Annotated in this window: 27 protein-coding genes and 1 riboswitch; of the genes, 10 read left to right on the top strand and 17 right to left on the bottom strand. The window is 28.9% G+C overall.

Going from position 1 to position 25285, the window contains the following annotated elements; genetic code table 11:
• The first annotated feature begins 15 nt into the window (after nt 1-15).
• On the top strand, nt 16-1452 hold the full coding sequence (locus ACTTBK_RS07245) for an exonuclease domain-containing protein (RefSeq protein WP_440619370.1): 1437 nt from the start codon (nt 16-18) through the stop codon (nt 1450-1452).
• Nucleotides 1453-1486: 34 nt separating this feature from the next.
• A complete protein-coding gene (locus ACTTBK_RS07250) occupies nt 1487-1804 on the top strand; it encodes a thioredoxin family protein (protein WP_075505964.1) in 318 nt (105 codons plus the stop codon).
• Here ACTTBK_RS07250 and ACTTBK_RS07255 read toward each other — a convergent pair.
• From ACTTBK_RS07255 to ACTTBK_RS07320, 14 genes are read right to left on the bottom strand one after another with little or no spacing between them, the layout of a single operon-like run.
• A complete protein-coding gene (locus tag ACTTBK_RS07255; protein ID WP_440619371.1) occupies nt 1801-3066 on the bottom strand; it encodes a bifunctional folylpolyglutamate synthase/dihydrofolate synthase in 1266 nt (421 codons plus the stop codon). The genes ACTTBK_RS07250 and ACTTBK_RS07255 overlap by 4 nt on opposite strands.
• Nucleotides 3020-3949, bottom strand: coding sequence for an acetyl-CoA carboxylase carboxyltransferase subunit beta (locus ACTTBK_RS07260; protein ID WP_075505966.1), 930 nt, complete (start codon nt 3947-3949; stop codon nt 3020-3022). The genes ACTTBK_RS07255 and ACTTBK_RS07260 overlap by 47 nt, the downstream gene beginning before the upstream one ends.
• Nucleotides 3946-4746 (bottom strand): tryptophan synthase subunit alpha, encoded by an 801-nt coding sequence (gene trpA / locus ACTTBK_RS07265; RefSeq protein ID WP_440619373.1) that lies wholly within the window; start codon nt 4744-4746, stop codon nt 3946-3948. Before trpA ends, ACTTBK_RS07260 begins: the two co-directional genes overlap by 4 nt.
• Nucleotides 4746-5975 carry a tryptophan synthase subunit beta gene (gene trpB / locus ACTTBK_RS07270; RefSeq protein WP_440619483.1) on the bottom strand — a complete coding sequence of 410 codons (1230 nt, stop codon included), beginning with the start codon at nt 5973-5975 and terminating at the stop codon, nt 4746-4748. The genes trpA and trpB overlap by 1 nt, the downstream gene beginning before the upstream one ends.
• A complete protein-coding gene (locus tag ACTTBK_RS07275; protein ID WP_440619375.1) occupies nt 5965-6594 on the bottom strand; it encodes a phosphoribosylanthranilate isomerase in 630 nt (209 codons plus the stop codon). Before ACTTBK_RS07275 ends, trpB begins: the two co-directional genes overlap by 11 nt.
• Nucleotides 6594-7283 carry an orotidine-5'-phosphate decarboxylase gene (pyrF, locus tag ACTTBK_RS07280; RefSeq protein WP_440619377.1) on the bottom strand — a complete coding sequence of 230 codons (690 nt, stop codon included), beginning with the start codon at nt 7281-7283 and terminating at the stop codon, nt 6594-6596. Before pyrF ends, ACTTBK_RS07275 begins: the two co-directional genes overlap by 1 nt.
• Nucleotides 7273-7563 (bottom strand): HU family DNA-binding protein, encoded by a 291-nt coding sequence (locus ACTTBK_RS07285; protein WP_440619379.1) that lies wholly within the window; start codon nt 7561-7563, stop codon nt 7273-7275. The genes pyrF and ACTTBK_RS07285 overlap by 11 nt, the downstream gene beginning before the upstream one ends.
• Nucleotides 7564-7579: 16 nt before the next feature.
• Entirely contained in the window at nt 7580-9307 is a 1728-nt protein-coding gene (locus ACTTBK_RS07290; RefSeq protein WP_440619380.1) for a S1 RNA-binding domain-containing protein, read from the bottom strand.
• Nucleotides 9307-9963: a (d)CMP kinase gene (locus tag ACTTBK_RS07295; RefSeq protein ID WP_440619382.1), complete on the bottom strand. Its 657-nt coding sequence runs from the start codon at nt 9961-9963 to the stop codon at nt 9307-9309. Before ACTTBK_RS07295 ends, ACTTBK_RS07290 begins: the two co-directional genes overlap by 1 nt.
• The gene (gene aroA, locus ACTTBK_RS07300) at nt 9960-11285 is read right to left on the bottom strand and encodes a 3-phosphoshikimate 1-carboxyvinyltransferase (protein WP_440619384.1); all 1326 of its coding nucleotides are present in this window, start codon (nt 11283-11285) and stop codon (nt 9960-9962) included. Before aroA ends, ACTTBK_RS07295 begins: the two co-directional genes overlap by 4 nt.
• Before the next feature lie 6 nt (nt 11286-11291).
• Nucleotides 11292-12068 carry an ATP-binding cassette domain-containing protein gene (locus ACTTBK_RS07305; protein WP_440619386.1) on the bottom strand — a complete coding sequence of 259 codons (777 nt, stop codon included), beginning with the start codon at nt 12066-12068 and terminating at the stop codon, nt 11292-11294.
• Nucleotides 12069-12647, bottom strand: a complete 579-nt coding sequence (gene lptC / locus ACTTBK_RS07310; protein WP_440619388.1) for an LPS export ABC transporter periplasmic protein LptC — start codon at nt 12645-12647, stop codon at nt 12069-12071.
• Nucleotides 12648-13616 (bottom strand): KpsF/GutQ family sugar-phosphate isomerase, encoded by a 969-nt coding sequence (locus ACTTBK_RS07315; RefSeq protein WP_440619389.1) that lies wholly within the window; start codon nt 13614-13616, stop codon nt 12648-12650. It abuts the gene before it with no gap.
• Complete coding sequence (locus ACTTBK_RS07320; protein ID WP_440619391.1) at nt 13616-14227, bottom strand: ribonuclease D; 612 nt, start codon at nt 14225-14227, stop codon at nt 13616-13618. The genes ACTTBK_RS07315 and ACTTBK_RS07320 overlap by 1 nt, the downstream gene beginning before the upstream one ends.
• Before the next feature lie 16 nt (nt 14228-14243).
• On the opposite strand from ACTTBK_RS07320, the gene ACTTBK_RS07325 reads away from it, so the two are divergent.
• Entirely contained in the window at nt 14244-15227 is a 984-nt protein-coding gene (locus tag ACTTBK_RS07325) for a complex I NDUFA9 subunit family protein (RefSeq protein ID WP_440619393.1), read from the top strand.
• A gap of 3 nt (nt 15228-15230) precedes the next feature.
• Here ACTTBK_RS07325 and ACTTBK_RS07330 read toward each other — a convergent pair whose 3' ends face one another.
• The gene (locus ACTTBK_RS07330; protein ID WP_440619395.1) at nt 15231-15725 is read right to left on the bottom strand and encodes a GcrA family cell cycle regulator; all 495 of its coding nucleotides are present in this window, start codon (nt 15723-15725) and stop codon (nt 15231-15233) included.
• A 169-nt stretch (nt 15726-15894) separates the two neighbouring features.
• On the opposite strand from ACTTBK_RS07330, the gene ACTTBK_RS07335 reads away from it, so the two are divergent.
• Nucleotides 15895-17061 (top strand): aspartate aminotransferase family protein, encoded by a 1167-nt coding sequence (locus ACTTBK_RS07335; protein ID WP_440619397.1) that lies wholly within the window; start codon nt 15895-15897, stop codon nt 17059-17061.
• Nucleotides 17062-17063: 2 nt separating this feature from the next.
• Entirely contained in the window at nt 17064-17993 is a 930-nt protein-coding gene (argF, locus tag ACTTBK_RS07340) for an ornithine carbamoyltransferase (protein WP_440619398.1), read from the top strand.
• Here argF and ACTTBK_RS07345 read toward each other — a convergent pair.
• Nucleotides 17985-18524, bottom strand: a complete 540-nt coding sequence (locus tag ACTTBK_RS07345) for a c-type cytochrome (protein WP_440619400.1) — start codon at nt 18522-18524, stop codon at nt 17985-17987. The two genes, argF and ACTTBK_RS07345, sit on opposite strands and share 9 nt — an antisense overlap.
• 93 nt (nt 18525-18617) lie before the next feature.
• Between ACTTBK_RS07345 and kdsB the strand changes: the two genes are divergently transcribed.
• From kdsB to recR, 5 genes are all read left to right on the top strand, one after another.
• A complete protein-coding gene (gene kdsB / locus ACTTBK_RS07350) occupies nt 18618-19349 on the top strand; it encodes a 3-deoxy-manno-octulosonate cytidylyltransferase (protein ID WP_440619401.1) in 732 nt (243 codons plus the stop codon).
• A complete protein-coding gene (locus ACTTBK_RS07355) occupies nt 19349-20185 on the top strand; it encodes a prephenate dehydratase domain-containing protein (protein ID WP_440619403.1) in 837 nt (278 codons plus the stop codon). The genes kdsB and ACTTBK_RS07355 overlap by 1 nt, the downstream gene beginning before the upstream one ends.
• A gap of 138 nt (nt 20186-20323) precedes the next feature.
• Nucleotides 20324-21973: a DNA polymerase III subunit gamma/tau gene (dnaX, locus tag ACTTBK_RS07360; protein ID WP_440619405.1), complete on the top strand. Its 1650-nt coding sequence runs from the start codon at nt 20324-20326 to the stop codon at nt 21971-21973.
• Entirely contained in the window at nt 21966-22283 is a 318-nt protein-coding gene (locus tag ACTTBK_RS07365) for a YbaB/EbfC family nucleoid-associated protein (protein WP_262590178.1), read from the top strand. Before dnaX ends, ACTTBK_RS07365 begins: the two co-directional genes overlap by 8 nt.
• A 3-nt stretch (nt 22284-22286) precedes the next feature.
• Nucleotides 22287-22898 (top strand): recombination mediator RecR, encoded by a 612-nt coding sequence (recR, locus tag ACTTBK_RS07370; protein WP_440619406.1) that lies wholly within the window; start codon nt 22287-22289, stop codon nt 22896-22898.
• On the opposite strand, the gene ACTTBK_RS07375 is transcribed toward recR, so the two are convergent.
• A complete protein-coding gene (locus ACTTBK_RS07375; RefSeq protein WP_440619411.1) occupies nt 22885-25047 on the bottom strand; it encodes a malate synthase G in 2163 nt (720 codons plus the stop codon). The two genes, recR and ACTTBK_RS07375, sit on opposite strands and share 14 nt — an antisense overlap.
• 79 nt (nt 25048-25126) lie before the next feature.
• Nucleotides 25127-25214: riboswitch (glycine riboswitch) on the bottom strand.
• Between the last annotated feature and the right edge of the window lie 71 nt (nt 25215-25285).

Here is a 25285-nt window from a genome sequence, read left to right on the forward strand (position 1 = left end):
AATATATAAGAAAATATGGACAAATTTGTAATCTACGACACTGAAACAACAAATAGCACTATTTGGGGATCAATTATTGAGGTTGGAGCAGTTGTTGTTGATAAAAATTTAAATGAAATTGGTAAGTTAAATATCAGAGGCAGAATGCCAGAAGGAGAAGTGCCAAGTGCTAAAGCTCTATTGGTAAACTCAACAAGTATAGATTTACTTACCAAAGGAAACTATTCTCATTATGAATTTTTAGGAGCAGTTGAAAACTTCTTTTCAAAAGCTGCCCCAGCATTATTTATGGGATGGAGTAACTTAAATTTTGATAGACGAATGTTCCATTTCAATTTCTTTAAAGGTAACAGATATCCTTACATTACTCACTCGTCCCCAAATAAAGAACACGATGGTCTTCATGTTGCAAGAGCTGCACAAACAATTAATTCTGAAACTTTAAAAACAGAACTAACAGATGCTGGAAATGAAAGTCTTGCTCTTGAAGGTTTAGCAAGACAACAAGGATTTGATACTTCACAACAACACACCGCATATCATGATGCATTTACAAGTTTAAAAATTTTAAGAATTATAAAAGAAAAGCATAATGACAATTGGGAAAAATTTTTAACTACCTCAACAAAGAGTAGTGTGGAATCTATTTTAAAAGGAGAAGGTATTTATTCAATTTTTGAAAATGTTAAAGGAAGAAATATGATGTATTTAGTTTCAACATTACATCCAGAACATTGTTTTCATCCATCTTATGCTTCTTGGGGATATCTATGGGACTTAAGAAGAGATCCAGAGCCTTTTCTAAACATGTCAGTTAATGAGCTTAAAGCTAATCTTAAAAAAATCAGTCCAAAAGCTCTAAGAGTTATAAAAACAAATAAAGCGCCTGTTGTATTAGATAAAAAATTTGCGTTAAAAGAAAAAGCCTACACAGAACTAGATTTAGAAACAATTCAAAAAAGAGCTAAATTAGTTAGATCTAGTGAAAACTTATGCAAAAATATTCAAATCATTAATAGAGAAGCTGCAGAAGAAAAGTCACAAACTCAAAATCAAGAAGATTTACTTCCCGAAGAAACTTTGTATGAGAAATTTGTTCCAAACAAAGATACTGCTTTATTCAAAACGTGGCACAGTTCATCATGGGAAGATAAATTAAGATTATTAGATAAATTTCAAGATAAAAGATGTGCATGGTTTGGGCAAAAAATTATTTACCAAGAAGCACCTCACGTATTGCCACCTGATTTATATAAAAATATTAAAAGTGAGATAGCTAGAAGAATTTTGAGTAAAAATAGAGAAAAGTGGCAAACTATAGCAATGGCATACACTGAAATCGATACCTTAAGAGATCAAGCATCAAATAGAGATGATGAGGAAGAGCTTAAAAAATTAGATGAAATAAATGAATTTATTATGTCAATTGAAAAAAAATATGAAATTGCATAGTTGACTTTAAAACTTTAATTTATAGAAAGGATTTATGCTTATAGATTTTAAAGATGAAGATTTTGATAGTAAAATCAAAAATGAAGATGTTTCAGTAATTCAGTTTTCAGCTGCTTGGTGTGGACCTTGCAAAGCTTTAAAACCAGTGATGGATAAATTAGCTGATGAATACAAAGGTAAAGCTGGTTTTTATTATGCTGATGTAGAAGATGGTGGAATAAACACTGGAAGTGCTGCTGGCATAAGAGGCGTACCAACTGTTATTATTTACAAAAAAGGTGTTGAAGTAGATAGAAAAGTTGGTGGGGTACCTGAAAGCCACATGAAAGAATTTTTAGAAAAAAACATCTAATTCAAATTAAGTATTTCTCCAGCTAGATAAAGAGAACCTGTAATTAAGATTATATCGTTTTTCTTGACCGAAATGGACTTGATTGCATCAAATATATCTTCTTTGTACTGAACATTTTTGAATGAATTTAGTTTGTTTTTTAAGTCTTTTCCGCCAATTGAATTAGGTTGGTTTGGAATATCAATAGTGGTCAAGGTTGAGATATTTTTAAAATAACTAATATACTCATTATGATCCTTATTGGACATCATACCTAAGATTATGTGTTTATTACAATCTAAAGTTTGGAGGTATTCATTTACCACTCTAGCTCCATCAGGGTTATGATCCCCAGAAACTAATAATGTATTATTTTTTACAAGTTCTTTTAGTTTTCCAGATTTAATTTCCTGTAATCTTGCAAGATTATTAATATTTTGAATACCACTTTCTATTTCATTGTTTTGAATTCCAAGATTTAAAGTTCTTATAGTTGCAATAGCAGTCGATATATTTTCTAGTTGAAACTGACCAAGAACGTTCGGTAGAGGAAGCTTCAAACCTCCCAATTTATCCTCATAGTAAAAAAAACCATTCTCTTGAATTGAATAACTATAGTCTTCATTAAAAAATAACTTATTTGAAGAGTTATGTTTAATAGTTTTTTTAATACATTCCATTGTCTCTTTTTTATTTTGCTTTGCGATAACAATATTTGAATTAAGTAAGGCTGATGTTTTTTCAAAAACAATTTGCTCAATTGTTTGATTTTCTTTTGGAAGCCAGTCGAGATGGTCTTTACTTATAGATGTTACTATACTTGCAAGATTACTCTTTAAAATATTGGTAGCATCAAAACGGTGGAATAAACCACTTTCTATTAAGTTGATATTGTCAGGATATTGGGCAGCTTTATAAAAAAAACAAGCTGATAACATTTCAAAAACAGTTATTGGTTCGTTATTATTAACTTTTTCTACCTCTTCTAATAAATCAGCTAATTCCTCGTCATTTAATTCCTGATTATTAAATACAAATCTTTCATTAATTTTTTGTATATGTGGGCTCGTATACACATTGCATTTTAAATTTGCTTCCTTGAGAATTGCATAAATAGCCTGGATGGTAGAGTTCTTTCCATTAGTTCCAACAACTGATATGGCCTTAATTTTATCTTGGGGATTTCCTAATTTTTTACAAAGATTTTGAATTCTATCTAAAGATAAATCTATTTCTTTAGGATGCAACTTTTGAAAATTGCTGAGTGTCTTCTGAAGTTTCATTTTGCTCAGAACTTATAGCAGAATTTTGTTTTAACAATATTGATAATAAAGTTCCTATTTTAGATGCTAGATCTCTTCTCTCTACGATTAAATCAACAAACCCAGTTTTCTCAACATACTCACTTTTTTGAAAACCTTCTGGCAATTCTTCTTTTACTGTTCCTTGAATAACTCTTGCACCTGCAAATGCAATTAAAGCACCAGGTTCAGCAATATGAATATCTCCTAACATTGCATAGGAAGCAGTTATTCCTCCTGCAGTTGGATCTGTAATACAAACTAGGTAGGGCAAACCATTTTTCTTTAATTCATTAATTGCAAGTGTTGTTCTTGTCATTTGAGATAATGAAATTAAACTTTCCATCATTCTCATTCCTCCACCAGCACTAATACATATAAATGGCGTTTGATTTTCTATTGCATGTTGAATTCCATATAAAAATGCTTCACCTTCTGCAGCAGCCATTGAAGCTCCTAAAAAATCAAAGTCAGATGCAACAGCTGTTATTTTAATATTATTGATTGTCCCAGATGCAACCATCATTCCACAATCTAACCCAGTTTTTTTACGAGCACTTTTTAATCTATCTTTGTATGATTTAGAGTCTGTCCAATTTAAAGGATCATCTTTTGGAATAGGTGTTTTAAAAACTTCGTAATTGTTTTTTCCAAATAAAATATCAAATCTTTGTTTAGGTTTAATTCTATGATGTTTATTACAATCTGGACATACCCAAAGGTTTGCTTCTAAATCTTTTTTTAGAATTGGTCCTCGACAACAACTTGTCCATTCACTTTTTGCGATATCTTCTTTAGTAGCTCGTTCACGTATAGCAGTTTTTATTTTTTCACCTGCTTTGATAATTTTGGTTATCCAGTTCATTGAATTTTATTTCTTAATCTTTTAACGATATTAGTAACATTTGTGACAGTATTTTGTCTTCTGTCAATTGATTTAGATATTTCCTTACATATCGCACTACCAACTACTAAACCATCAGCTTTTTTAAGAGATTTAATCGTCTTTTCTGTAATACCAAAGCCAATCACCACATTTTTTGATTTATTTTGATTTTTAATTTTATTGTATCTTTCCAAGATTTTCTTTGGGGAAACTTTTAGTTTACCCCCTGTGGTTGACAACATGCTAATATAGTAAACCATATCATGCGAGTCCCTTATTATTTTTTTTAATCTAATTTGAGAAGTAGTAGGTGAGACCAGTTGTATAAAATTCACTCCATTCTTTTTACATCTTGATGCAAAACTTTTGTTTTCAGGATAAGGTAAATCTACAACAATTAGTCCATCTACTTTTGATTTTTTACATTTATCTAAAAATTTATTTTCATTGTACTGAAATATCATATTGTAATAACCCATTAGAATAATGGGTGTATTTTTTTTTGATTTTTTAAAATTTTTTGCAATTGAAAATACATCATTAATTTTTATACCGTTTTTAATTGCTCTGTAGGCACTAGTCTGGATTTGACCTCCGTCAGCTATGGGAGTGTTGTGAGGAAAACCTAATTCACAAATATCAGCATAGTTTGAAATAGACTTAAGAATTTCTAAAGATTTTTTTTTAGTATTATCTCCTGCAACTGTATAGGTCAGTAAAGCAGGTCTATTTTCTTTTTTTGCATTTAAAAAAGCTTTATTAAGTAAAGAGCTCATTAATTTTTTCCCAATCTCTCTTTTAAAATATCTCTATCTTTTTTTGCATCACCACAAGAGTTAACAATTATAATTGTATCTTTACTTAATTTTGGAGCAATCTTTATCGCCTCTGCAAAAGCATGACTTGGTTCCAAACTTGGATTGAGTTTTTCAAACTTAGTAACCATAACATGCGCATTTAGTGCATCTTCATCTGTTGCATAAGTATATCGTGCTCTTTTAGTATCTTTTAAAAAGCAATGAATAGGACTAACTCCAGGATAATCTAAACCAGCACTTATAGATTCTGTATCATTAATTTGTCCTTCATTATTTTGGCAAACATAAGAAGCTGCTCCGTGCAAAATACCAACTTTTGCATTTCTACTTAGAGGTGCTGCATGAAGTTTAGATTTTTTAGGACCTCCAGCTTCTACACCAATTAATTCTATTTGTTTTTTATCAAAATCAATAAACTCACTCCAAAATCCATATGCAGAACTACCGCCTCCAACACAATTAATTAACTTAATTTTATTTGGAATTTTTTTAAATTCTTCTTTAAGCTGCGTTTTTAATTCTCTAGAAATTTGTGCAGTTGACCAACCACATATTTTTACAAAGATATTTGGTCCAACAGTACTACCAACGCACATATGTGTATTATCACAATTAGATACCCAATATCGCATACATTCACTCACTGCATCAACTAAAGTCTGACTTCCAGAATAAACTGGTACAATTTCTGCACCGTTTTTTCTCATAGCGTCACAATTTGGTTTTTGTCTTTTAATGTCTTTAGCACCCATAAAAATTTTACATTTAAGCCCAAATTTTTTAGCTGCCATACTTAACATTTTTCCTGCATATCCAGCACCAGTATCGCCAACGATATATTTTTTACCCATAGCTTTACAAATTAGTGCATGAACAGTGGCATTATAGATTTTATGCGCACCTCCATTTGCTTCAGAAACTACTTTTGCCCAAATTTGAGCTCCACCTAAATGATTGGACAAATTTTCTAATTTCACAAAAGAGGTTGGAGATCCAATATAATTTTTAAAATAATAATCTCTTTTTTTTAAAAATTCTTTATTATTTCTAAGTTTCTTAAATTCTTTTGTTAAATCCTCTACAGGTTTTTTTAGAGTTTCAGGTATAAAACTACCACCAAACTTTCCTCCCCAAAAACCTTGTTGATCATGTTGATCAATTAATGGAATACCTCTTTTAAGCTTCATTTTTAATTTCATTCACTTTATTTAAAAAAAATTCTATTTTGGATAAGTCTTTTAATCCAGATGTTTCTACGCCACCAGATAAATCTATAAAATTTGCTAAATTTTTGTAGTTTTTAAGCTCATCGTTATATTGAATATTTCCAGCAATCATTAATTCCTTATTTAAGTTGATATTTTTAATCAAGTCATGATCAAAAGATTGACTTTTCTCATAGCCCTTACTGTCAAATAGATAAATGTCAGTATGATCAGAGTATAATTTATAATCCTCTAAATCAGACTCTGATTTTATTGTAAAGGCTGTAATAATTTTCTTTTTATATTTTTTCTTTATCTCTTTTATTTCTCCTGGCGTACAATCATACAATTGGTAGTAATCAAAAGGTAAGTTTTTAATTTTCTCTAAAATATTCGTATTTGGTTTAACTAGAACGGCAACATAGTAACTTTGTTTTGGAATAATGCTTAAAAGTTTTTTTAAATTTTCATATTCAACATATCTAGAACTTTTTGGATAGTTACAAATAAATCCTATAAATGTTGGCGGGTGAGGGTGATTAATTAAAAAGTTCAAAGTATTAGGATCTGAGATCCCACAGATTTTACATCCTTTGAACATCAGTTTAAATGATCAATTAGTCTTTTAACATTATTTTTAATATTACCCTTTGTAAGTGATCTACCAATTACAATTCCTGAAACTTTATTTTTGAATGCATCCTTTGGTGTCATTACTCTTGCTTGATCGTTTAAATTATCACCTGGCATTCTTATACCAGGCGTTATGATTAAAAAATTTTTATATTTTTTTCTAATCATTTTTGCTTCTTGCGCTGAACAAACAACTCCATCACACCCTGATTTTTTAACAATACTAGCTTGTTTTAAAACTAGTTGATCAACTGTTTTGGTATGACCAATTTCCTTTAAAGATTTGTTTTTAAGACTAGTCAATATAGTAACTCCTAGTACTTTCAAATTTTTATTAATTTGTTTAGTTTTATTTTTAATTGCTTTAAGCATTTCAAGGCCACCGTTTGCATGAACTGTAATATATTTGCAATTTTTTAAATCTTTTAAACTATCAACTGCAGAAAGAGCTGTTTGTGGTATATCGTTAATTTTTAAATCTAACCAAAAATCTGATTTATATTTTTCTAAAAATTTTCTTCCATTTTTTGAGTAAAAAAACTGTAATCCAAATTTTGGAATAATTTTTAACTTTTTTGTATTAATATTTTGAAGAATTTTCTTTATTTGATTTAAATTTGAAGTATCACATGCAACGAATATAATTTTATTCTTCATTATTGATCTTTTTAAACATTTCCTTGCTCATTTTCCATGATATTACTTTCTTTTCAGGAACTGCAACTTTTTCACCAGTTTTTGGATTTCTTCTAATGGAGGCTTTTTGAGTCTTAACTCTAAATGTTCCAAAATTTCTTAATTCAACTCCGTCTCCTCTACGAAGTGATCTTTTTATTTCATTTAAAATTATATCAGTAAATTTCTCTAAATCTTTTTTTAAGAAATTTGGGTAGTTGCTAGTGAGTTGTTTTAAAAGCTTTGATTTTACAATAGCCAATTTATAACTTCTTCAATTATTCTTTCTCTTCTTCTTTTTTCTTTAAATCTTCAGATAATGATGAAAAAGGTAGGTTTTTACCAGAACCTTCAGATCCATATTTATCAAGAGCTTCTTTTTTCTCAATTTCTTCAAGTAATCTAATGCTTAATGTTACTTTTCTCTTATTCATGTCCAAATCTGCAATCGCACAGTCTAATTTTTCACCACCTGTCCATCTACTTGGTCTAGCATCAGCAGCATTAATTGCTATTGCAGATTTTTTAATCTGGAAGTCCATTTCACAACCTTCTGGTCTTACTATAAGTCCTTTGTTATCAGTTGAAACAACTTTAACAGTTATTGTTTGATTTTTTGACTTATCTTTAAACCAGTCAAACGGATCTGCTTGAGTTTGTCTTAAACCAACTCTAATTTTTTGTTCAGAGGATTTGATTTCTAATACCTTAACCTTAAGCTTATCACCTTTTTTATATTTGGAAAGTTCTTCTTCCCCATTATTTAAATATGTTAAATCATTACAATGTAAAAAAGCATCAATATCTAGGTCTTCAATTTTAACAAATAAAGAGTATTCATTTTTGTTTACAATTTCTCCTTCGACTATCGTTCCAACAGGATATTTCTTTTCAAATGTTTCGAAAGGATTATCCTGAGTTAACCTGTGTGAAATAGCTACTCGTCTTTTATCTTTGTCTATCTCAGTAATTACACAATCTATCTCATCTCCAACTTTAAACATTTTTTTTGCTGAAATATTTTTTTTAGTCCAGCTTAGTTCGCTTGAATGAAGTAAAGTTGTTAAACCTGGTTCTAACTCACAAAAAGCACCAAAGTCCATTAATTTTACTACTTTAACTTTGTAGATTTTATTTAGTTCGTAATTTTCAATATGCTCAAAAGGATCTGGAGATAATTGTTTTACCGAGCATCCAACTTGTAATTTTTCTTTATCAACACTGATAACTTTTAGGTCGTGTTTTTCACCTATATTAAATACTTCATCAGGATGATTTACTCTTGAATAAGAAATTTCTTGTAAATGAACCAATACATCTAATTCACCATTGACATTAAAGAAGCATCCAAATGAACTATATCCTTTTACTTCTGCACCTTTAATAATGTCTCCCACTTTATATTTCTCAACTATTTTTGCTTTATCTTCTTTTTTAAAAGATGAAATTATTTCTCTTCTAGATACACAAGCATTTCCTCTTATTTTATCAAGTTTTATGAGAGCAAATTTTTGTGGTTCATTCATTAAATGACTTATATCTTTTAAAGGTTTGTCGCTTATCTGTGATCCAGGTAAAAACATTAGTGAGCCTGTATCTATATGTTCAACTATGCAACCACCTTTACATTTAGATGTAATTTTACCCATGATAGGCTCATTTTTCTCATAAGCTTCAACTAGTTTATCCCAACCTTTAATTTTCTGTGCTTTACTTGCTGAGACCAATACCTCACCATTTTTGTCTTCAATTTTTTCTAGTAATACTGGAATTGTTTCTCCAACCTTAATTTTATCAGTAAGTCCCATGCTTTTTAATTCATTTATATCTAGTACTGGCTCCGATTTTAGACCTTCAACAAATAAGAATACAAATTTCTCTGTAATCTTATTTATTTTCCCTTCTATAATTTTACCTTCTTCTATTTGAACTTTTGAAAGTTGGCTGCTTAGTAGCTTTTCGAATTCTTGTGATGCTGGATTTGATAAGTCTTTGTAAATTTCCATTAATTATTTATTTTCCTGTCTATTATTTTTTTTATTTTTAAAAAACATGCCCTTTTATTAAGGTTTGTCGTATTAATCAATAGTGAATCTTTTGTTTTCTTTAACGGAGATATTTTCCTATTTAAATCACTTTTATCACGTTTTTTAATACTTTTTAAGACTTCCATATATGATATTTTTTTTTTTAAGCCTTTTAATTCTTTATATCTCCTCATAGCTCTAGTTTTTAGATTAGCAGTTATGTAGAATTTTAGGTCAGCGTCAGGAACTATATTGTAAGTTATATCTCTCCCATCTAAACAAGAACCATTGTATTTTCTAGGAGGATTATAAGCAAAATTTAATTGAAATGAATGAACTAACTTTCTTAAAGACTTAATTTTAGAAACTATGGAAGCTTCAGTTCCAACTTCATCAGACAATAAATTTTTGTCTGCAAGATCTTTTATTTTTAAAGATTTAATTTTTAATTTTATAAATTTATTATTAAATTTTTTAGGATATTTTATTTTTAGATGTGCGATAAATCGATAAATTTTACCAGTATCAAGATAAAGAAGATTATAATGTTTTGAAATTGCCTTTGCTAAAGTTCCTGCCCCTGCAGCAGCAGGTGAGTCAATAGCAATTTTTAAAATATTTTTTCTTTTTATCACTTTTTTAAACTATCAATAATCTTTAAAAAATTAGGAAACGAAGTATTTATAGAATCTTTGTCATGAACATTCCAATTACCACCGAAAGATAAAGCTGCAATTATACTTGTCATAAAAACTCTGTGATCTTTCAAATAATTTTTAATAATTATTTTTTTATTGTGATTTAAATTTAAATTTGGGTTACCATAAATTTTAATCGAGTCATTTGTTGTAACAGTTTTGACTCCTAGATTTGTTAGAATTTTTTTAGCCCATTTTAGTCTTGGACTTTCCTTTTGATTTAGTTCACCTAAGTTTTTAAAATAAGAAATGCCTTTGGCTTTAGCAGCAACTAGAAAAATAACTAAAAACTCATCAATTGCTCCACTGTTTAGGTGTGGTGGACAATTAATTGCTTTTAAAATTTTGCTACCATATATTTTAATATCAGCTTTCTTTTCACCTTTGTAAATTTTTTCATTTTTAAAAGTTATTTTCACTCCCATTTTTTTTAAAATAGTAACTATTCCTATTCTTGATGGATTTATATTTACATTTTTAATTGTTAATTCTGAACTTGGAGATAAAGCTGTTAAAACGATAAAAAACGCACTTGAGCTAATATCTGAAGGGATATCATAGTTTAAAGTGTTAATTTTTTTTACTTTTTTTATTTTAATCTCATCAAAATATCTATTTTTTTTGATGCTAATAGGTAACTTCAAATGCTTGCATAATAACTCAGTATGATTTCTCGATTTCTTTGCTTTAATTTTCGTAACTCCATTTGTTCTCATCCCTGCAAAAATAATTGAGCTTTTGCATTGAGCTGAACCTTTATTTTCATAGTATCTGATAGGCTTTAAATTTGAGGAACCATAAATTTTCAATGGTAAATGATTATCGTTTTTTAATTTAAATTTAGCTCCAAATTTACTTAGAGGATCAGAGACTCTTCTAAAGTCTCTTTTTGATAAACTTTTATCTCCAACTAAAGTAATTTGATTTGGAGAGTTTACTAGCAATCCAAGAATAAGTCTTCCCAGTGTTCCTGAATTTTTTGCATCAATTTTTAAGTTTTTTCTGTATTTATAGCCATCTATGCCTTTTCCAAATATTACATATTCTTTTTTTTTAATTATTATTTTAATACCTAATTTTTTTACTGCTTCTATGGCAGCCAAAACATCTTCTGATAATAAAAGATTTTTTGCCTTTGATTTACCATTTGCTAATGATGCAAATAACACCCATCTAATACTTAGACTTTTGTCACCAGGGACAACTATAATTTTTCTAAAATTTTCAATTTTCTTGTTTATATTAACAACTTTTGACATTAGATATTAATTAAACTTAAAGTTATCGCCAAAATATGCATTTTTCGCATTAATATTGTTAACTAAATTAGAAGGTGTACCTTCAGCGATAATTTTTCCATTGCTTAATATCATTGCCATATCTACACAAGCTAATAAGTCTCTTGCCTGATGATCACATATACAAATTGTTATTTTATTTTCACTTTGCAGGTTTACTATAATCTCTTGCAACATTTTAATTGTTAAAACATCTAATGCAGCGAAGCACTCATCTAATAAAAGAACTTTTGGGTCACTTAATAAAGAGAGCGCAATTACTAATTTTTTTTTTTGTCCACCTGATAAAAATTTTGCTTTAATATCTTTTAAATTATCTAGTTCAAACTTAGCCATTAAATAGCTTATTCTTTCTGATCGATAATTTTTGTTTTTGATAACGATTTCACTAATTGCTTTGAGATTATCATGAAGAGAAAGATCATTAAAATATCCGCCGTATTGAGGAACATATCCTACTTTAAATTTTTTAGTTCTAAGGTACACAGGATAACCATTTACATTTTGTCCAGCAATTTTAATTTGACCATTATTTGGATTTATCAATCCTGTTATTAAGTTAAAAATTGTAGATTTACCCACACCATTTGGTCCAAGCATACCAAAAATTTGACCTTCATTAATTTTAAAACTTATATTATCTAAAATTAATCTATTTCCGTAAGACAAGGAGATATTGTTAAATTCAATTATCGAGTTAATATTTTTAAAAGATTTGATCCTGAACTTTTTTATGATTGCCATTTAATTTGTACTAATTAATTCTACTTTTTCTTCTTCTTCGTACATAAATATTTTTGCATCTTTTGATATAATATCCATTTCAAAAACATCAGCTTTTAAGATGTTATCTGAGTTCTTAAAGATAACGTTTTTTGAAATCAATATTGAATTTCTTTCTAAAGAAAAATCAAGATAATCTCCAGTAATTTTATTAACTAAATAATCAATTATTACATTTTTTGAAAAAATTGTATCAAAATTATCACTATTGTATTTTCCAAAATCTGACAAGATTGTAATGTTTTCTGAATTATTTAACTTAATTAAAGCATTTACTTTTTTTAAAAATATTATGCTAGGATTGGAGTAATCTATAGTACCTTCTTCAGCTCTAATTAAATATTCGTTACCATCACTATCTTTACTTGTATACTCTACGTTTAATATGATATTTGAATTTTGATTTATATCATCATTTTCAGTTTCATTATCACTGATTACTCCAACATCTTTGTTATTAATCTTTAAATAAAAAAAATAGGTAGTAGGAAAAATTAAAGATAAAATAATAAAAATTTTAAAAAATTTTTTGACAATCATTTATAAAATATTTGACTGCAATATAGTATGGATATGAATTACTCCAATTGTCATTTTAGGTTTTTCTTTTTTAGTAACTACTAGTGAAGTAATTCTTTTACTATTCATCAATGTTAAAGCCTTTGCTGCCAATTCATCTTTATTAATAGAAAATGGTTTTTTGGTCATAATATCTTTAACCGGCAATAACTGGAAGTTTGAATTTTTTTGAGAAATTCTTCTTATTTGACCATCTGTAATAATTCCAATAGTTTCTTTTTTTTTGTTTAAAACAACAAGAAAGCCTAATTTTTTTTTACTTAAAATTTTTAAAGCTTTATTCATTTCTAAATTTTCATTTACAAAAGGAATTTTTTCTCCTGATATCATTATATCTTCAACAGTTTTAAGCTGTGCTCCTAAGCTCCCTGCAGGGTGGAGTTTCTTAAAATCCATTTTACCAAATTTTTTATATTTCATTGATGCTATAGCAAGAGAGTCACCTAAAGCTAGTTGTGAAGTTGTACTCGCAGTGGGTACAATTCCTTCTGCTTCATTTGCTTTAGGAGTAAGTAATTTTATGTCTGAAGCTTTATAAAGTATAGAGTCTTTTTTAGATACAATTCCAATCAACAAATTTTTATTTCTTTTTGCATATTGAATTATATTTTTCAACTCAACAGTTTCTCCTGAATTACTTATAAGTATTAAAATATCTTTTTTAGATATCATACCTAGATCTCCATGTGATGCTTCACTTGCCACAAGACTAAAAGATGGTGTTCCTACTGATGCTAATGTAGCAGCAATTTTAGATGCTATGAGACCACTTTTCCCAACGCCACATAATATTACTTTTGATTGACAATTTGCTATTTGAAAAACTGCCTCGTTGAAAGATTTATTTAAATTTTTTTTTAAATTCTGTAACGCTTCTATTTCTAGATTAATCACATCCTTAGCAACTGATAAAAATTTTTTTTTATCCATTAATGAGACCAGATATCTTCTTTGAAAAGTGCTAAATCAAGATCAACTCTTGTTTTTAAAAATTGCAAACAATTTTCGTAAAGTTTAATTCTATTTTCTCTTTTTAGAATTTTAATTAGTTCTTCATGAATCTTATGAAGATAAATTACATCATTAGCACAGTATTTAAGTTGTGCAGGTGTTAATTCTCCACCAAAATCTGAACTTTGAAATTGCTTACTAATGTCTATATTTGTGAACTCCTTAATTAACGTTTTTAAAGAATGATTATCAGAGTAAGATCTCGCTAGTTTTGAGGCAATCTTGGTATCTAAAACATTTTTAGTATCTGTTTTTAAATAGTATTTAATATGTGCCATATCTGCACGTCCATAATGAAAAATTTTAGTTATGTTTTCATTATTCAGAAGTTTTACCAAATTAGGTGCTTGATAATTTTCTCTATCAAATTGAACTATGTGAGCGTCTGAGTTGCCTGAAGATACTTGAATTAAGCACAATGGATCACGTCTGACATTTAGACCCATAAATTCACCATCTACGGCAATTATATTGCCTAAATTTAAATCATCTGGTAGATCGTTTTTGTGAAGTTGAATATTATTACTCATTTTTAAACATATATATATGAAAGCAAAAAATTGTCTAATTTTTGGTGGAAGTGGTCAAATTGGCCGAAATTTAATTAGAAAACTTACAAAGAATAATTATCAAGTAACTGTTGTAACAAGAAACATTCATCAAAAAAGTTATATAATTAAAACTCAAGCAAATGCTGGCTACATAGATATTGTTGAATCCAATATTTTTGAAGAGCAAAAATTTAGAAAGCTTTTTGAAAAAGCAGATATTTGTGTAAATTTAATTGGTATTTTATTTGAGTCAAAAAAAGGAAACACATTTAAAAACATTCACACTGTTTTTCCTTCTTTGTTATCTAAACTTTCTAAAGAATATAAACTTAAACATTTTATTCATTTATCAGCACTTGGAATAAATGAGGCTACGGACTCTGATTATGCCAAGAGCAAATTAGAAGGAGAGGAAAGAATTTTAAAAAATTTTCCTTTAGCAACAATTATAAGACCATCAATTGTTTATTCAGTAGATGATAATTTTACGACAAATTTCATGACTCTTTTGAATAGATTGCCAATATTCCCGCTTTATTATGAAGGCAAAACTAAGTTTGCACCAATTCATTGTTCCGATCTAACAGACGTTATTTTTAATGTAATTTTTAATAATGTTAACTCTAAAATAATTGAATGTGTTGGTCCCGAAATTATTTCGTTTAAAGAAATATTAGAAAAATTATTAAATTTAATAGGAAAGAAAAGATTATTGATACCAATGCCTTTACCATTAGCTCAATTGTCAGCTAGATTTTTTGAAATAATGCCAAAGCCAGTTTTGACCAGAGATCAATTAAAACTTTTAAAATATGATAATGTTTTATCTGGTAAATATAAATCTAACTCAGACATGGGAGTTCCAAGCTTAAAATACTTCGATGAAGAAGTTAAAAAATATTGTTATATGTGGAGGGAAGGTGGTCAATTTTCTACAGAAAAATATAATTCAGATAATATAGATATTAAAACGAGTTAAAATTTAAGCAGATTGAATTTTCTTTTCAATAAACTCTGGAACTTCCTCTTTTTCTGTAACTTCTTCTTTTTTACCTTTTGGTTGATAAGCATAAAGTAAATGAAGTTTGCAATAAGAGAAATCTTTTAAAGAGGATCTGCCACAAAAATAAAATTCTTTTTCATCTGGATGACCTATTGGCCACTTACATGAATTCTCATCTAGCTCTTCTAATTGTTTAGGATTTTCTGGTTCAAAATCTTTTTCAATAATTAATGATTTAAATTTACTTTTACGGCCTCTTTTTGATTGAATGTTATTCTGCTCAATTGAATTCTCGAAATTTTTATTAGAAGTAGCAGTTCTAGTTTTGATTTTTGCTGAAAGATTTAATCTATGGGCTTTACCAATCACAGCGTTACGACTTATGCCTCCAATAATTTCAGCAATTTGGCTAGCTGTATTGCCTTTGCCCCATAATTCTTTTAATTTTGAAACCTTTTCTTCAGTCCAACTCATATCTATATGTTGTGTTATTTATTTATAAAACGACAATATACTGTTATTAATTTAATTGAAACAATCAAAAAATTAGAGTTATCAACAATAAAAGCCTAGCTCAAATAAAATTAGTTTTTCAATCATAACTTGTATCTATGAAATAAAATTTATAAAACAAATTTAATTTATGAGCAATTTAGCAAAAAATTATAACAGAAAAAAAATTTCATTTAAGTATGGAAAGGGAAGCTATCTTTACTCTACTGATGGAAAAAAATATCTTGATTTTGTGATGGGTATTGCGGTTAATTCTTTAGGTCATGCTCACCCAAGTTTAGTAAAAACAATCAATAAACAATCTAAAAAACTTTGGCATGTTTCAAATGCTTTCCAAATTCCTGAGGGAGAAAATTTAGCTAAAAAATTATGTAAAAAAACATTTGCTGATTATGTAATGTTTCAAAATAGTGGAGCTGAAGCTACAGAGGCAGCTATTAAAGTTGCTAAAAGATATTTTTTTTCAATAGGTAAACCAAATAAAAATAGAATTTTATGCATTAAAAATTCATTTCATGGAAGAACATTAGCTGCAATTTATGCGAGTGGATCAAAGAAAATGACAGAAGGATTTGGGCCCAAAGTAAAGGGATTTGATCACTTTACTTTTGGAGACCACAAAGCATTAGAAAAGAAAATTTCAAAAGATACTGCAGCTATAATGGTTGAAACGATAATGGGAGAGGGAGGAATTAAAGTAATTCCAGATTTCTGTTTAAGAGAGCTTAGAAAATTATGTAATAAGAAAAAAATTCTTTTAATTTTGGATGAAGTTCAATGTGGAATAGGTAGATCAGGAGATTTTTTTGCATTTGAAAAATCTAAAGTAAAACCAGATATAGTCCCAATAGCCAAAGGAATTGGAGGTGGATTTCCAATAGGAGCAGTTCTTATGAATAAAAAAGTAGCCTCAAGCATGGTACCTGGCACTCACGGATCTACATTTGGAGGAAATCCACTAGCTATGTCAGTTGGTAATAAAGTAATGGATATAGTTTCAAATAAAAAGTTTTTAAATAATGTAAAAAAATTATCTAAATATTTCTTATCAAACTTGAACAAAATTAAGGAAAAATATCCTAGTATTATTAAACAAATAAGAGGAAGAGGTTTTTTAATTGGGATGCAGTTACATCAAGACCAGACAAATTTCATTAAAAAATTAATGGAAAATAAATTATTAACTATTCGTGCCGCAGAAAATGTTGTCCGTATTTTACCACCACTAAATGTTAATAAAAATGAGCTTGATGAAGCTTTAAAAATTATAAATAAAGTTTGTAGCCAATTTAAATAGTTATGAAACATTTTATAAATTTAAAAGATATTCCAAGTAAAGATTTAAGAAAAATAATTACTGATGCAAAAAAAAGAAAAAGTTCTCGAAGAAAACTCAATACTCTAGAAATAGATAAAGGTGCTCCATTAAAAGGAAAAATTTTGATCCAAATGTTTGAAAAACCAAGCTTAAGAACTAGAATGAGTTTTTATTTAGCAATAAAACAGCTTGGAGGAGGTACTTTAACACTTAGATCTAATGAACTTCATTTAGGACAAGGTGGTGAAAGTATATCAGACACAGCGAAGGTTCTGTCAACTTATGGGGATGGATTTATGTTGAGAACAGATAGTGATAAAAAAATTGAAGATTTCAAAAAATATTTATCTATTCCAGTCATCAATGGTTTGAGCCCATCATCTCATCCAACTCAAGTGCTTTCAGATGTTTTTACAGTTGAAGAGATTACAAAAAAACCCATTTCACAATTAAATATTTGCTGGATTGGTGATTCAAATAATGTGTTGGATAGTTTGATCGCTGCTTCAGTTAAGTTTTCTTTCAAATTAAGCATTGGCTGTCCGAAAAACTTTGAACCAGGAAAAGAAGTGAGAAATTGGGTAAAAAAAAATAAGAGAAAAATTTATATTTATAATGATCCAAAAAAAGCTGCTAGCGGAGCTGATGTAATTTTTTCTGATAAAGTTATTTCGTTAAATGACAAAGTAAACAAAAAGAAAAAAATTCAGGCATTTAAAAAATTTAAAATTGATAAAAAATTAATGAGTTTTGCAAATAAGAATTGTATTTTTTTACACTGTCTGCCTAGAGGGAATGAAGTTTCTGAAGATATTTTCTTAGGAAAAAAATCTCATGTATGGTTGCAGGCTCTTAATAGAGTTCATGTTCAAAAAAGTATACTGTTGTATTGTTTTGGAAAATTAAGGTAGTGGAACTGGGCTATCTGAATTTTCATTTAGATACTTAATTACAGAAGCTCTATCTGCTTCTTTTCTTAAGCCTGCATAAGCCATTTTTGTACCTTTAATATATTTTGCAGGTTTTTTTAGAAATCCATTTAGCTCTTCAAATGTCCATTCTTTTTCATAAGCAGCTAATGCTTTTGAATATTTATAATCTTCAACTGCTCCAACTTTTCTTCCAACGACATTATATAAAGCTGGACCTATAGCATTTTTCCCACCCTTAATTATTGAGTGACAGGCTGCACACTTTTTAAATATTTTTTCTCCACTTGCTATATCCCCCATGGCCATTAATGCAGCAATGTCGATTTTTTCTTCTGCAGCGTTTGTTGTAGAAGATGAGGCGGTAGATACCTGCTCAACTTCCACCGTGTATCCTGGAGTTTCTGGCTTTTCTACATGAAAAATTACATCAGATAATTTTCCTATACCAATAACAAGAAGTGCTACCATTAGAACTGCGGCTACAATTTTGTTAATTTCAAAAGAATCCATTTTTATAAATTTAATTTTGAACGTATAACATGATAAATTAAAATTTGACTAAAATTTAATGTACAAATTTGCCTCTATTTTAATTAGTGATTAATGAAAACTCTTATAATTATACCCTCTAGATTATCCGCAACTAGGCTTCCAGGAAAACCATTATTAAAAATCAATGATATTTCAATTATTTCACATGTATTTAATAAGGCAAAACAAGCAAATATTGGAGAGGTAATTGTTGCTGCAGAGGATCAAGAGATTGTCAATGATATTAAAAATAATGGAGGAAATGCTATTTTTACAAGCAATAAACATAAAACTGGTACAGACCGAATATATGAAGCTTATCAAAAACTCAACTTAGATAACATTGATTTTATAATGAACCTACAGGGTGACGAGCCAGCAATAAATATAGAGGATATTGTAAACCTAAACCAAATGATGATAGATCACAAAGCAAAAATAGGAACCCTTGCTGCTAAAATTGAGAATAAATCAGATTTAGCAAATGAGAATATAGTTAAAGTTATTACTGAAAATAATTTAGAAGATGACCCGTTTTCTAAAGCAAAAATATTTTTAAGGAAATCTGAAGATACCCCAAATATTTATCACCATATTGGAATTTACTGTTATTCATCTGAAATTCTTAAAAAATTTGTTGAATTACCACAATCAAAAAATGAAATTGAAAATAAATTAGAACAGCTTCGAGCTCTAGACAATAATATTAAAATAAATGTTGCTCTAGCAAGCAAAGCCCCTATAGGAGTTGACACAGAGGAAGATTATCTGGCCTTAAAAAAAATAATGGAATATAAGTCCTGATGGGTAAAATATATTTTCAAGGAACATTTGGAGCTTATTCTCATTTAGCAGCATTATCAATAGACCCTGATGCTGAAATTTTACCTTGTAAAACTTTTGATGATTGTTTTAATAAAGCTTCAGAAGAACCCGATTGTAGAATAATAATACCAGAGTCTAACAGAATTACAGGAAATATAGGTATCGAATATTTAATTTTTAAACATAGATTGAATATTTACCAAGAGCACTTTCAAAAAATCGAACATAATTTATTAGGTCAACAGGGAGCTAAACTGTCTGATATAAAAGAAGTTTACTCTCATGCACAGGGTTTGTCGCAATGTTCAAATTTCATAAAAGAAAATAATATTGCTGAACATATAAGAGCAGACACAGCTGGATCAGCCGAAATGATTTCTAAAACAAAAGACAAAAAACAGGCAGCAATAGCATCATCTCTAAGTGCTGAAATTTATAATCTTGATGTAATTAAAAAAAATATAGAAAACGAGAGTGGAAATTTAACACGATTTCTTGTTATGGGAAAAAATATATCTCAACCTGAGTTTGGAAATAAAAAATATATAACTTCATTTTTATTTAAACTTAAAAGTAAACCTGCAGCTCTTTATCAATCGCTTGGAGGATTTGCCATCAATGGAGTAAATCTTACTAAGCTTCAAAGTTACCCTGAAAAAAATTCTTTCGACTCTTATTTTTTCTTATGTGATTTAGATGGACATATTGAAGATCCAAAAGTTCAAAAATCTCTTGAAGAGCTAGGCTTACATTGTGAGGATTTTCACGTCCTGGGTGTTTTTGAAGCCGATAGTTTGAGACAAAAAAAACAATAATCTTTTCTTGTAGATTAGAAATTTTAACTGCTATAATAGATTTGGAGGCTAGAGGTGGATGCTGCTTGAACCCGACCAGATCTTAACGGAAGCAGTCGTAAAGACAGTTATTCAGGTTCTAGTCTCCTTAAAAAATTTATGAATAACAATTCAAAAGTACTAGCTCTTAAATATAGACCTCAAATATTTGATGATCTTATTGGTCAAGAAGTTGTTGCTGAAACAATTATAAATTCAATAAAAGCTGACAAAGTACCTAATGCATATTTGTTTACTGGAATTAGAGGGATTGGAAAAACTACAACCGCAAGAATTGTAGCAAAAGCCTTGAATTGCTCAAATGGTATTGAAAAAATGTGCATTGATAATTTGTGTGAAAATTGTCAGTCGATTGCAAACTCAAGTCACATTGATGTACTTGAAATGGACGCGGCCAGCAAGACAGGAGTTGATGATGTTAGAGATCTAATTGAGTTTTCCAGATACGGACCTACTTCAGCAAAGTACAAAATTTTTATAATCGATGAAGTTCATATGTTAAGCAAACAAGCTTTTAATGCTTTACTAAAAACATTGGAAGAACCACCTTCATATTTAAAATTTATATTTGCCACAACAGAAATAAAAAAGATTCCTATAACTGTCGTTTCAAGGTGTCAGCGTTTTGATCTTTCAAGGATTAAATCTTCTGAATTATTAGATTTTATAAAAAAAATTAAAGATAAAGAAAACGGAAAAGTTACGGATGACGCTCTAAAATTAATTGTAAAAATATCAGAGGGCTCAGTAAGAGATGCATTATCTCTGTTAGATAGAGCGTTATTGAGTTTAGATAATGATAAAGAACTAGATTTAAATTCTGCTCAAAAGATTTTTGGTTATTTTGATAAATCACAATTAATTGATTTATTTGAATTGATATTAAGAGGAGAAGAAGAAAAGGTAATTAAAATTTATAGAAAAATATATGATCAGGGAGTTGAACCAAAAATATTTTTAAATGATTTTTTAGAACTGTTGTATTACTTTAAAAATATAAATTCTTTAACTTTAGAAAGCACAAATTTTTCTCTCAATGATGAAGAATTTAACAAAATAAAAAATATTTCTAATCAAATCCAACCAGATGTATTAATTTTATTTTGGCAATTTTCTATCAAGTCATTAGAAGAATTAGATATTGTATCAAATCAACATTTATCAATTGAGATGTTTTTGATTAGATTAATGCATTTAAGTTCTGTAAAACAAGTTAAACAAATAGATACAAAACCTAAAGAAGAAAATTCAACTAGCAAAATTGAAATAAAAACAGAGACTAAAATTATTGACCAAATAAAAAATATTTCTCAAGAAGAAAAAAAGAATCCTGAAATACAAACTGAAGTTAAAGCAGAAATTAAAACTCAAATTAATTCTTTTGATGAATTAATTGCTACTTGCACAAGTAAAAGAGAATTAAAACTTAAATTTGAATTAGAGAAAAATGTCAATTTGGTTAAATTTGAAAAAAATAGGATTGAGATTTCATTTAATGACAGCCTTGATAAAGATTTTGTAAAAGATCTTTCCACAAAGCTTTTTGAATGGACAAAAGAAAGATGGATTATCACTCTTAGTAAATCAAAAGGAGATCTCTCAGTTAGAGAAAAAAAAGAAAATGAAAAAAAAATATTAATTGAAAAAGCTAAACAAACTGAAATTTATAAAAACTTTATGGAAAATTTTCCTGATGCAGAACTGGTAGATGTTAAATCGATAACTAAGGAGGATAAGGATAATGACTGATTTTAATAAAATATTAGATAAAGCAAAAGAACTTGAAGCAAAAATGAAAGAGAGTCAGCAAAAAATTAAGGAGATTAGAGTAGAGGGTGTTTCTGGCTCAAATTCAGCAAAAATCGTCTTGGATGGAGAAGGTGAAATGCAATCAATTAAACTATCAGATGAAATAATGAAAGAAGACAAATCAATAATAGAAGATTTAATTGTAGCTGCACATAATAACGCTAAATCACAATTAAAGTCGAAAACATCAGAAGAGATATCAAAAGCTACAGGTGGATTTGGAATACCTGGTTTTAAGTGGCCGCTATAGTAGATGCAAAATATTAACGAGATTGAAGAGTTAATAAAATTAATTTCAAAGCTTCCAGGTTTAGGACCAAAATCTGCCAAAAGGATTGTTTTAAAACTCATTAATAACCGTGATGAATTAGTAAAACCAATGGCAAATACATTGGCTCAAGTTTATAAAAATGTAACTAGATGTAATTCTTGTGGTTCACTTAAATCAATTTCAACTGGATGTATAAATTGTGAAAATACAAAAAATAAATATTCAAAGATTTGTGTTGTAGAAGACATTGCAGATCAATGGTCAATTGAAAATTCAAATATTTACCAAGGGTATTTTCATATTCTTGGAGGCACCATTTCATCAGTAGGTCAAAGAAAAGAAGATTTACTTGTAAATTCGTTGGTTGAGAGAGTTAACCGAGATAAAATTGAAGAAGTCATATTAGCCACAAGTGCAACTGTTGAAGGTCAAACAACTGCTTACTACATTCAAGATAGCCTAAAAAATTCTAATGTAAAAATTACAAAACTTGCACAGGGTTTACCTGTAGGTGGTGAAATTGAAAGTTTAGATGATGGGACTTTGTTTTCTGCTTTTAAAAATCGGTCTAATTTAATTTCTAATTCAGATTAGACTTTTTAGTAAGTCTATTTAAATGCAGTAAGGGTTCAGTATAACCAGATGGCTGTTCTTTTCCTTTAAACACCAAATCACATGCAGTTTGAAATGCAATTGAATTTTCAAAGTTATCACTCATTCTTACGTAATTAGTGTCATTTTTATTTTGATCATCAACAATTTTAGCCATGTCTTTAAGAATTTCTACAACTTGAATTTTTGTTGTAATTCCGTGATGTATCCAATTTGCAATATGTTGAGATGAAATTCTAAGTGTAGCTCTATCTTCCATCAAACCTACGTTATTTATATCTGGTACTTTGGAGCACCCAACTCCTTGATCGATCCATCTGACCACATAACCTAATAAAGTTTGAGCTGAGTTAGAAATTTCTTTATTAATTTCATCCACAGACCAATTTGGTCTATCAGCAGTAGGTATTGTTAAAAGATCATCAAGCTTTGCTTGTTCTCTATTTTTAATTTTTTGTTGTTCATCAAAAATATTTAATTCATGATAATGTAGCGAATGCAAAGCTGCAGCAGTTGGAGATGGAACCCATGCACAATTTGCACCTGCTTTTAAATGCCCAGTTTTTTGCTCCATCATATCTTTCATTTTATCAGGCATTGCCCACATTCCTTTTCCAATTTGAGCTTTTCCAGAAAATCCACATTTTAAACCAATATCAACATTGTTGTTTTCATATGCTGTAATCCATTTTGAAGTTTTCATGTCACCTTTTTTAATCATTGGACCAGCTTCCATAGAAGTGTGCATTTCATCACCAGTTCTGTCTAGAAAACCTGTATTTATAAAGAAAACTCTATTTTTTAACGATCTAATGCACTCTTTTAAATTAGCTGAGGTTCTTCTTTCTTCATCCATTATTCCAATCTTGCATGTGTATTTTGGTAAACCTAAAACTTCTTCAACTTTTGAGAAAAGCAAATCAGTAAATGCAGTTTCATCTGGTCCATGCATTTTTGGTTTCACGATATAAATAGAACCAGTTCTTGAATTGATTTTTTTCTTAATATCATGAAGGGCTGCAGCTGTAGTAATGAACGCATCCATTATTCCTTCTGGAACTTCACTACCATCTTTTAAAATTATTGATGGATTAGTCATTAAGTGACCAACATTTCTAACTAGCAGCAAACTTCTTCCATGAAGCTTTAAACCTTTTCCATCTTTTGAAACATAGCTTCTGTTAGGGTTAAGTTTTCTCTCAAATAGTTTTCCCTCTTTTTCAAATTTTGATTTTAGATCACCCTTCATCAGACCTAGCCAATTTCTGTAACAAACAATTTTATCTTCTGCATCTACAGCAGCAACACTATCTTCATTATCACATATAGTTGACACTGCAGATTCTAAAATTATGTCATTAATTCCAGCATGATCTTGTTGAGCCGCAAAAGCTCTTGAGTCTTTTAAAATTTCTATATGTAAATTGTTATTTTTTAAAATTATAGCAGATGGGTTGTCAGCTTCACCCCTATGGCCAATAAACTTATTCTCATCTACCAAATCATAAATATCAGCGCCTTTTAAAGCTTTAAATTTTCCATACTTAACCGCAAAACTTGTAATTTTTTGCCAACTCAATCCAGCTAATGGAAAATATTTATCTAAAAAATCTCTTCCATATTTTATTACCATCTCACCTCTTAATGGGTCGTATCTTTCAGATACACTATCTTCTGATTGTTCAATTACATCTGTTCCATACAGACTATCGTATAAGCTCATCCATCTAGCATTAGCAGCATTTAATGCGTATCTTGCATTCATTACTGGTACAACAAGTTGAGGTCCAGCAATACTTGTTATTTCTTCATCAACATTTTGAGTAGATATTTCAAAATCGTCACCTTCTTCTTTCAGATAACCAATTTCTGTTAGAAATTTTTTATATTCTGACAAATTAAATTCATTTCCCTTATTTTTTATATGCCAATTGTCTATTTGTTTTTGTAAGTCTTCTCTAAATTTTATTAATTCTTTATTTTTAGGTGCTAATTCATTGACTGTTTTCTCGAACCCTGACCAAAAATTGTCAACAGATAGACCTGTTTCTTTTAATAGCTCGTCACTTACAAATTGAGAAAGCTTTTCAGATACTTTTAAAGTATTTATATTTATATATTTTTCTTGCATATCACCTAAATTACCCCATCTGTATTTTTGCCTGAGAGTTTTGCTCCTTCGGCGGAATTAATTCTCTTTCCAGAGTGTTATGCAACTATCGGTCCTTTTTACCTGAGAGTTTCCGGGGTGGTTGCTCCTTCGGTGCTAAATCTATTAGTCTCTCCCGACAGTAAAATATGTATCTTCTTCTAGAAAAGAGTCAATTAATAACAATTACACTTTAAATTAAATATCATTTTATTGCCTT

The organism is Candidatus Pelagibacter sp. HIMB1493 (assembly GCF_052047995.1).
In the GTDB taxonomy this organism is placed as follows: domain Bacteria; phylum Pseudomonadota; class Alphaproteobacteria; order Pelagibacterales; family Pelagibacteraceae; genus Pelagibacter.

Bases quoted from the DNA above. Each gene is read 5' to 3' on its own strand.
- recR (WP_440619406.1), top strand. From the start codon at position 22,287: ATGCAAAATATTAACGAGATTGAAGAGTTAATAAAATTAATTTCAAAG.
- ACTTBK_RS07290 (WP_440619380.1), bottom strand. From the start codon at position 9,307: ATGGAAATTTACAAAGACTTATCAAATCCAGCATCACAAGAATTCGAA.
- argF (WP_440619398.1), top strand. From the start codon at position 17,064: ATGAAACATTTTATAAATTTAAAAGATATTCCAAGTAAAGATTTAAGA.
- ACTTBK_RS07320 (WP_440619391.1), bottom strand. From the start codon at position 14,227: ATGAGTAATAATATTCAACTTCACAAAAACGATCTACCAGATGATTTA.
- lptC (WP_440619388.1), bottom strand. From the start codon at position 12,647: ATGATTGTCAAAAAATTTTTTAAAATTTTTATTATTTTATCTTTAATT.
- ACTTBK_RS07245 (WP_440619370.1), top strand. From the start codon at position 16: ATGGACAAATTTGTAATCTACGACACTGAAACAACAAATAGCACTATT.
- ACTTBK_RS07305 (WP_440619386.1), bottom strand. From the start codon at position 12,068: ATGGCAATCATAAAAAAGTTCAGGATCAAATCTTTTAAAAATATTAAC.
- ACTTBK_RS07325 (WP_440619393.1), top strand. From the start codon at position 14,244: ATGAAAGCAAAAAATTGTCTAATTTTTGGTGGAAGTGGTCAAATTGGC.
- pyrF (WP_440619377.1), bottom strand. From the start codon at position 7,283: ATGAAGAATAAAATTATATTCGTTGCATGTGATACTTCAAATTTAAAT.
- ACTTBK_RS07355 (WP_440619403.1), top strand. From the start codon at position 19,349: ATGGGTAAAATATATTTTCAAGGAACATTTGGAGCTTATTCTCATTTA.
- ACTTBK_RS07345 (WP_440619400.1), bottom strand. From the start codon at position 18,524: ATGGATTCTTTTGAAATTAACAAAATTGTAGCCGCAGTTCTAATGGTA.
- trpA (WP_440619373.1), bottom strand. From the start codon at position 4,746: ATGAGCTCTTTACTTAATAAAGCTTTTTTAAATGCAAAAAAAGAAAAT.
- trpB (WP_440619483.1), bottom strand. From the start codon at position 5,975: ATGAAGCTTAAAAGAGGTATTCCATTAATTGATCAACATGATCAACAA.
- ACTTBK_RS07375 (WP_440619411.1), bottom strand. From the start codon at position 25,047: ATGCAAGAAAAATATATAAATATAAATACTTTAAAAGTATCTGAAAAG.
- ACTTBK_RS07365 (WP_262590178.1), top strand. From the start codon at position 21,966: ATGACTGATTTTAATAAAATATTAGATAAAGCAAAAGAACTTGAAGCA.
- ACTTBK_RS07330 (WP_440619395.1), bottom strand. From the start codon at position 15,725: ATGAGTTGGACTGAAGAAAAGGTTTCAAAATTAAAAGAATTATGGGGC.
- ACTTBK_RS07335 (WP_440619397.1), top strand. From the start codon at position 15,895: ATGAGCAATTTAGCAAAAAATTATAACAGAAAAAAAATTTCATTTAAG.
- kdsB (WP_440619401.1), top strand. From the start codon at position 18,618: ATGAAAACTCTTATAATTATACCCTCTAGATTATCCGCAACTAGGCTT.
- ACTTBK_RS07275 (WP_440619375.1), bottom strand. From the start codon at position 6,594: ATGTTCAAAGGATGTAAAATCTGTGGGATCTCAGATCCTAATACTTTG.
- ACTTBK_RS07315 (WP_440619389.1), bottom strand. From the start codon at position 13,616: ATGGATAAAAAAAAATTTTTATCAGTTGCTAAGGATGTGATTAATCTA.
- aroA (WP_440619384.1), bottom strand. From the start codon at position 11,285: ATGTCAAAAGTTGTTAATATAAACAAGAAAATTGAAAATTTTAGAAAA.
- ACTTBK_RS07260 (WP_075505966.1), bottom strand. From the start codon at position 3,949: ATGAACTGGATAACCAAAATTATCAAAGCAGGTGAAAAAATAAAAACT.
- ACTTBK_RS07255 (WP_440619371.1), bottom strand. From the start codon at position 3,066: ATGAAACTTCAGAAGACACTCAGCAATTTTCAAAAGTTGCATCCTAAA.
- ACTTBK_RS07250 (WP_075505964.1), top strand. From the start codon at position 1,487: ATGCTTATAGATTTTAAAGATGAAGATTTTGATAGTAAAATCAAAAAT.
- dnaX (WP_440619405.1), top strand. From the start codon at position 20,324: ATGAATAACAATTCAAAAGTACTAGCTCTTAAATATAGACCTCAAATA.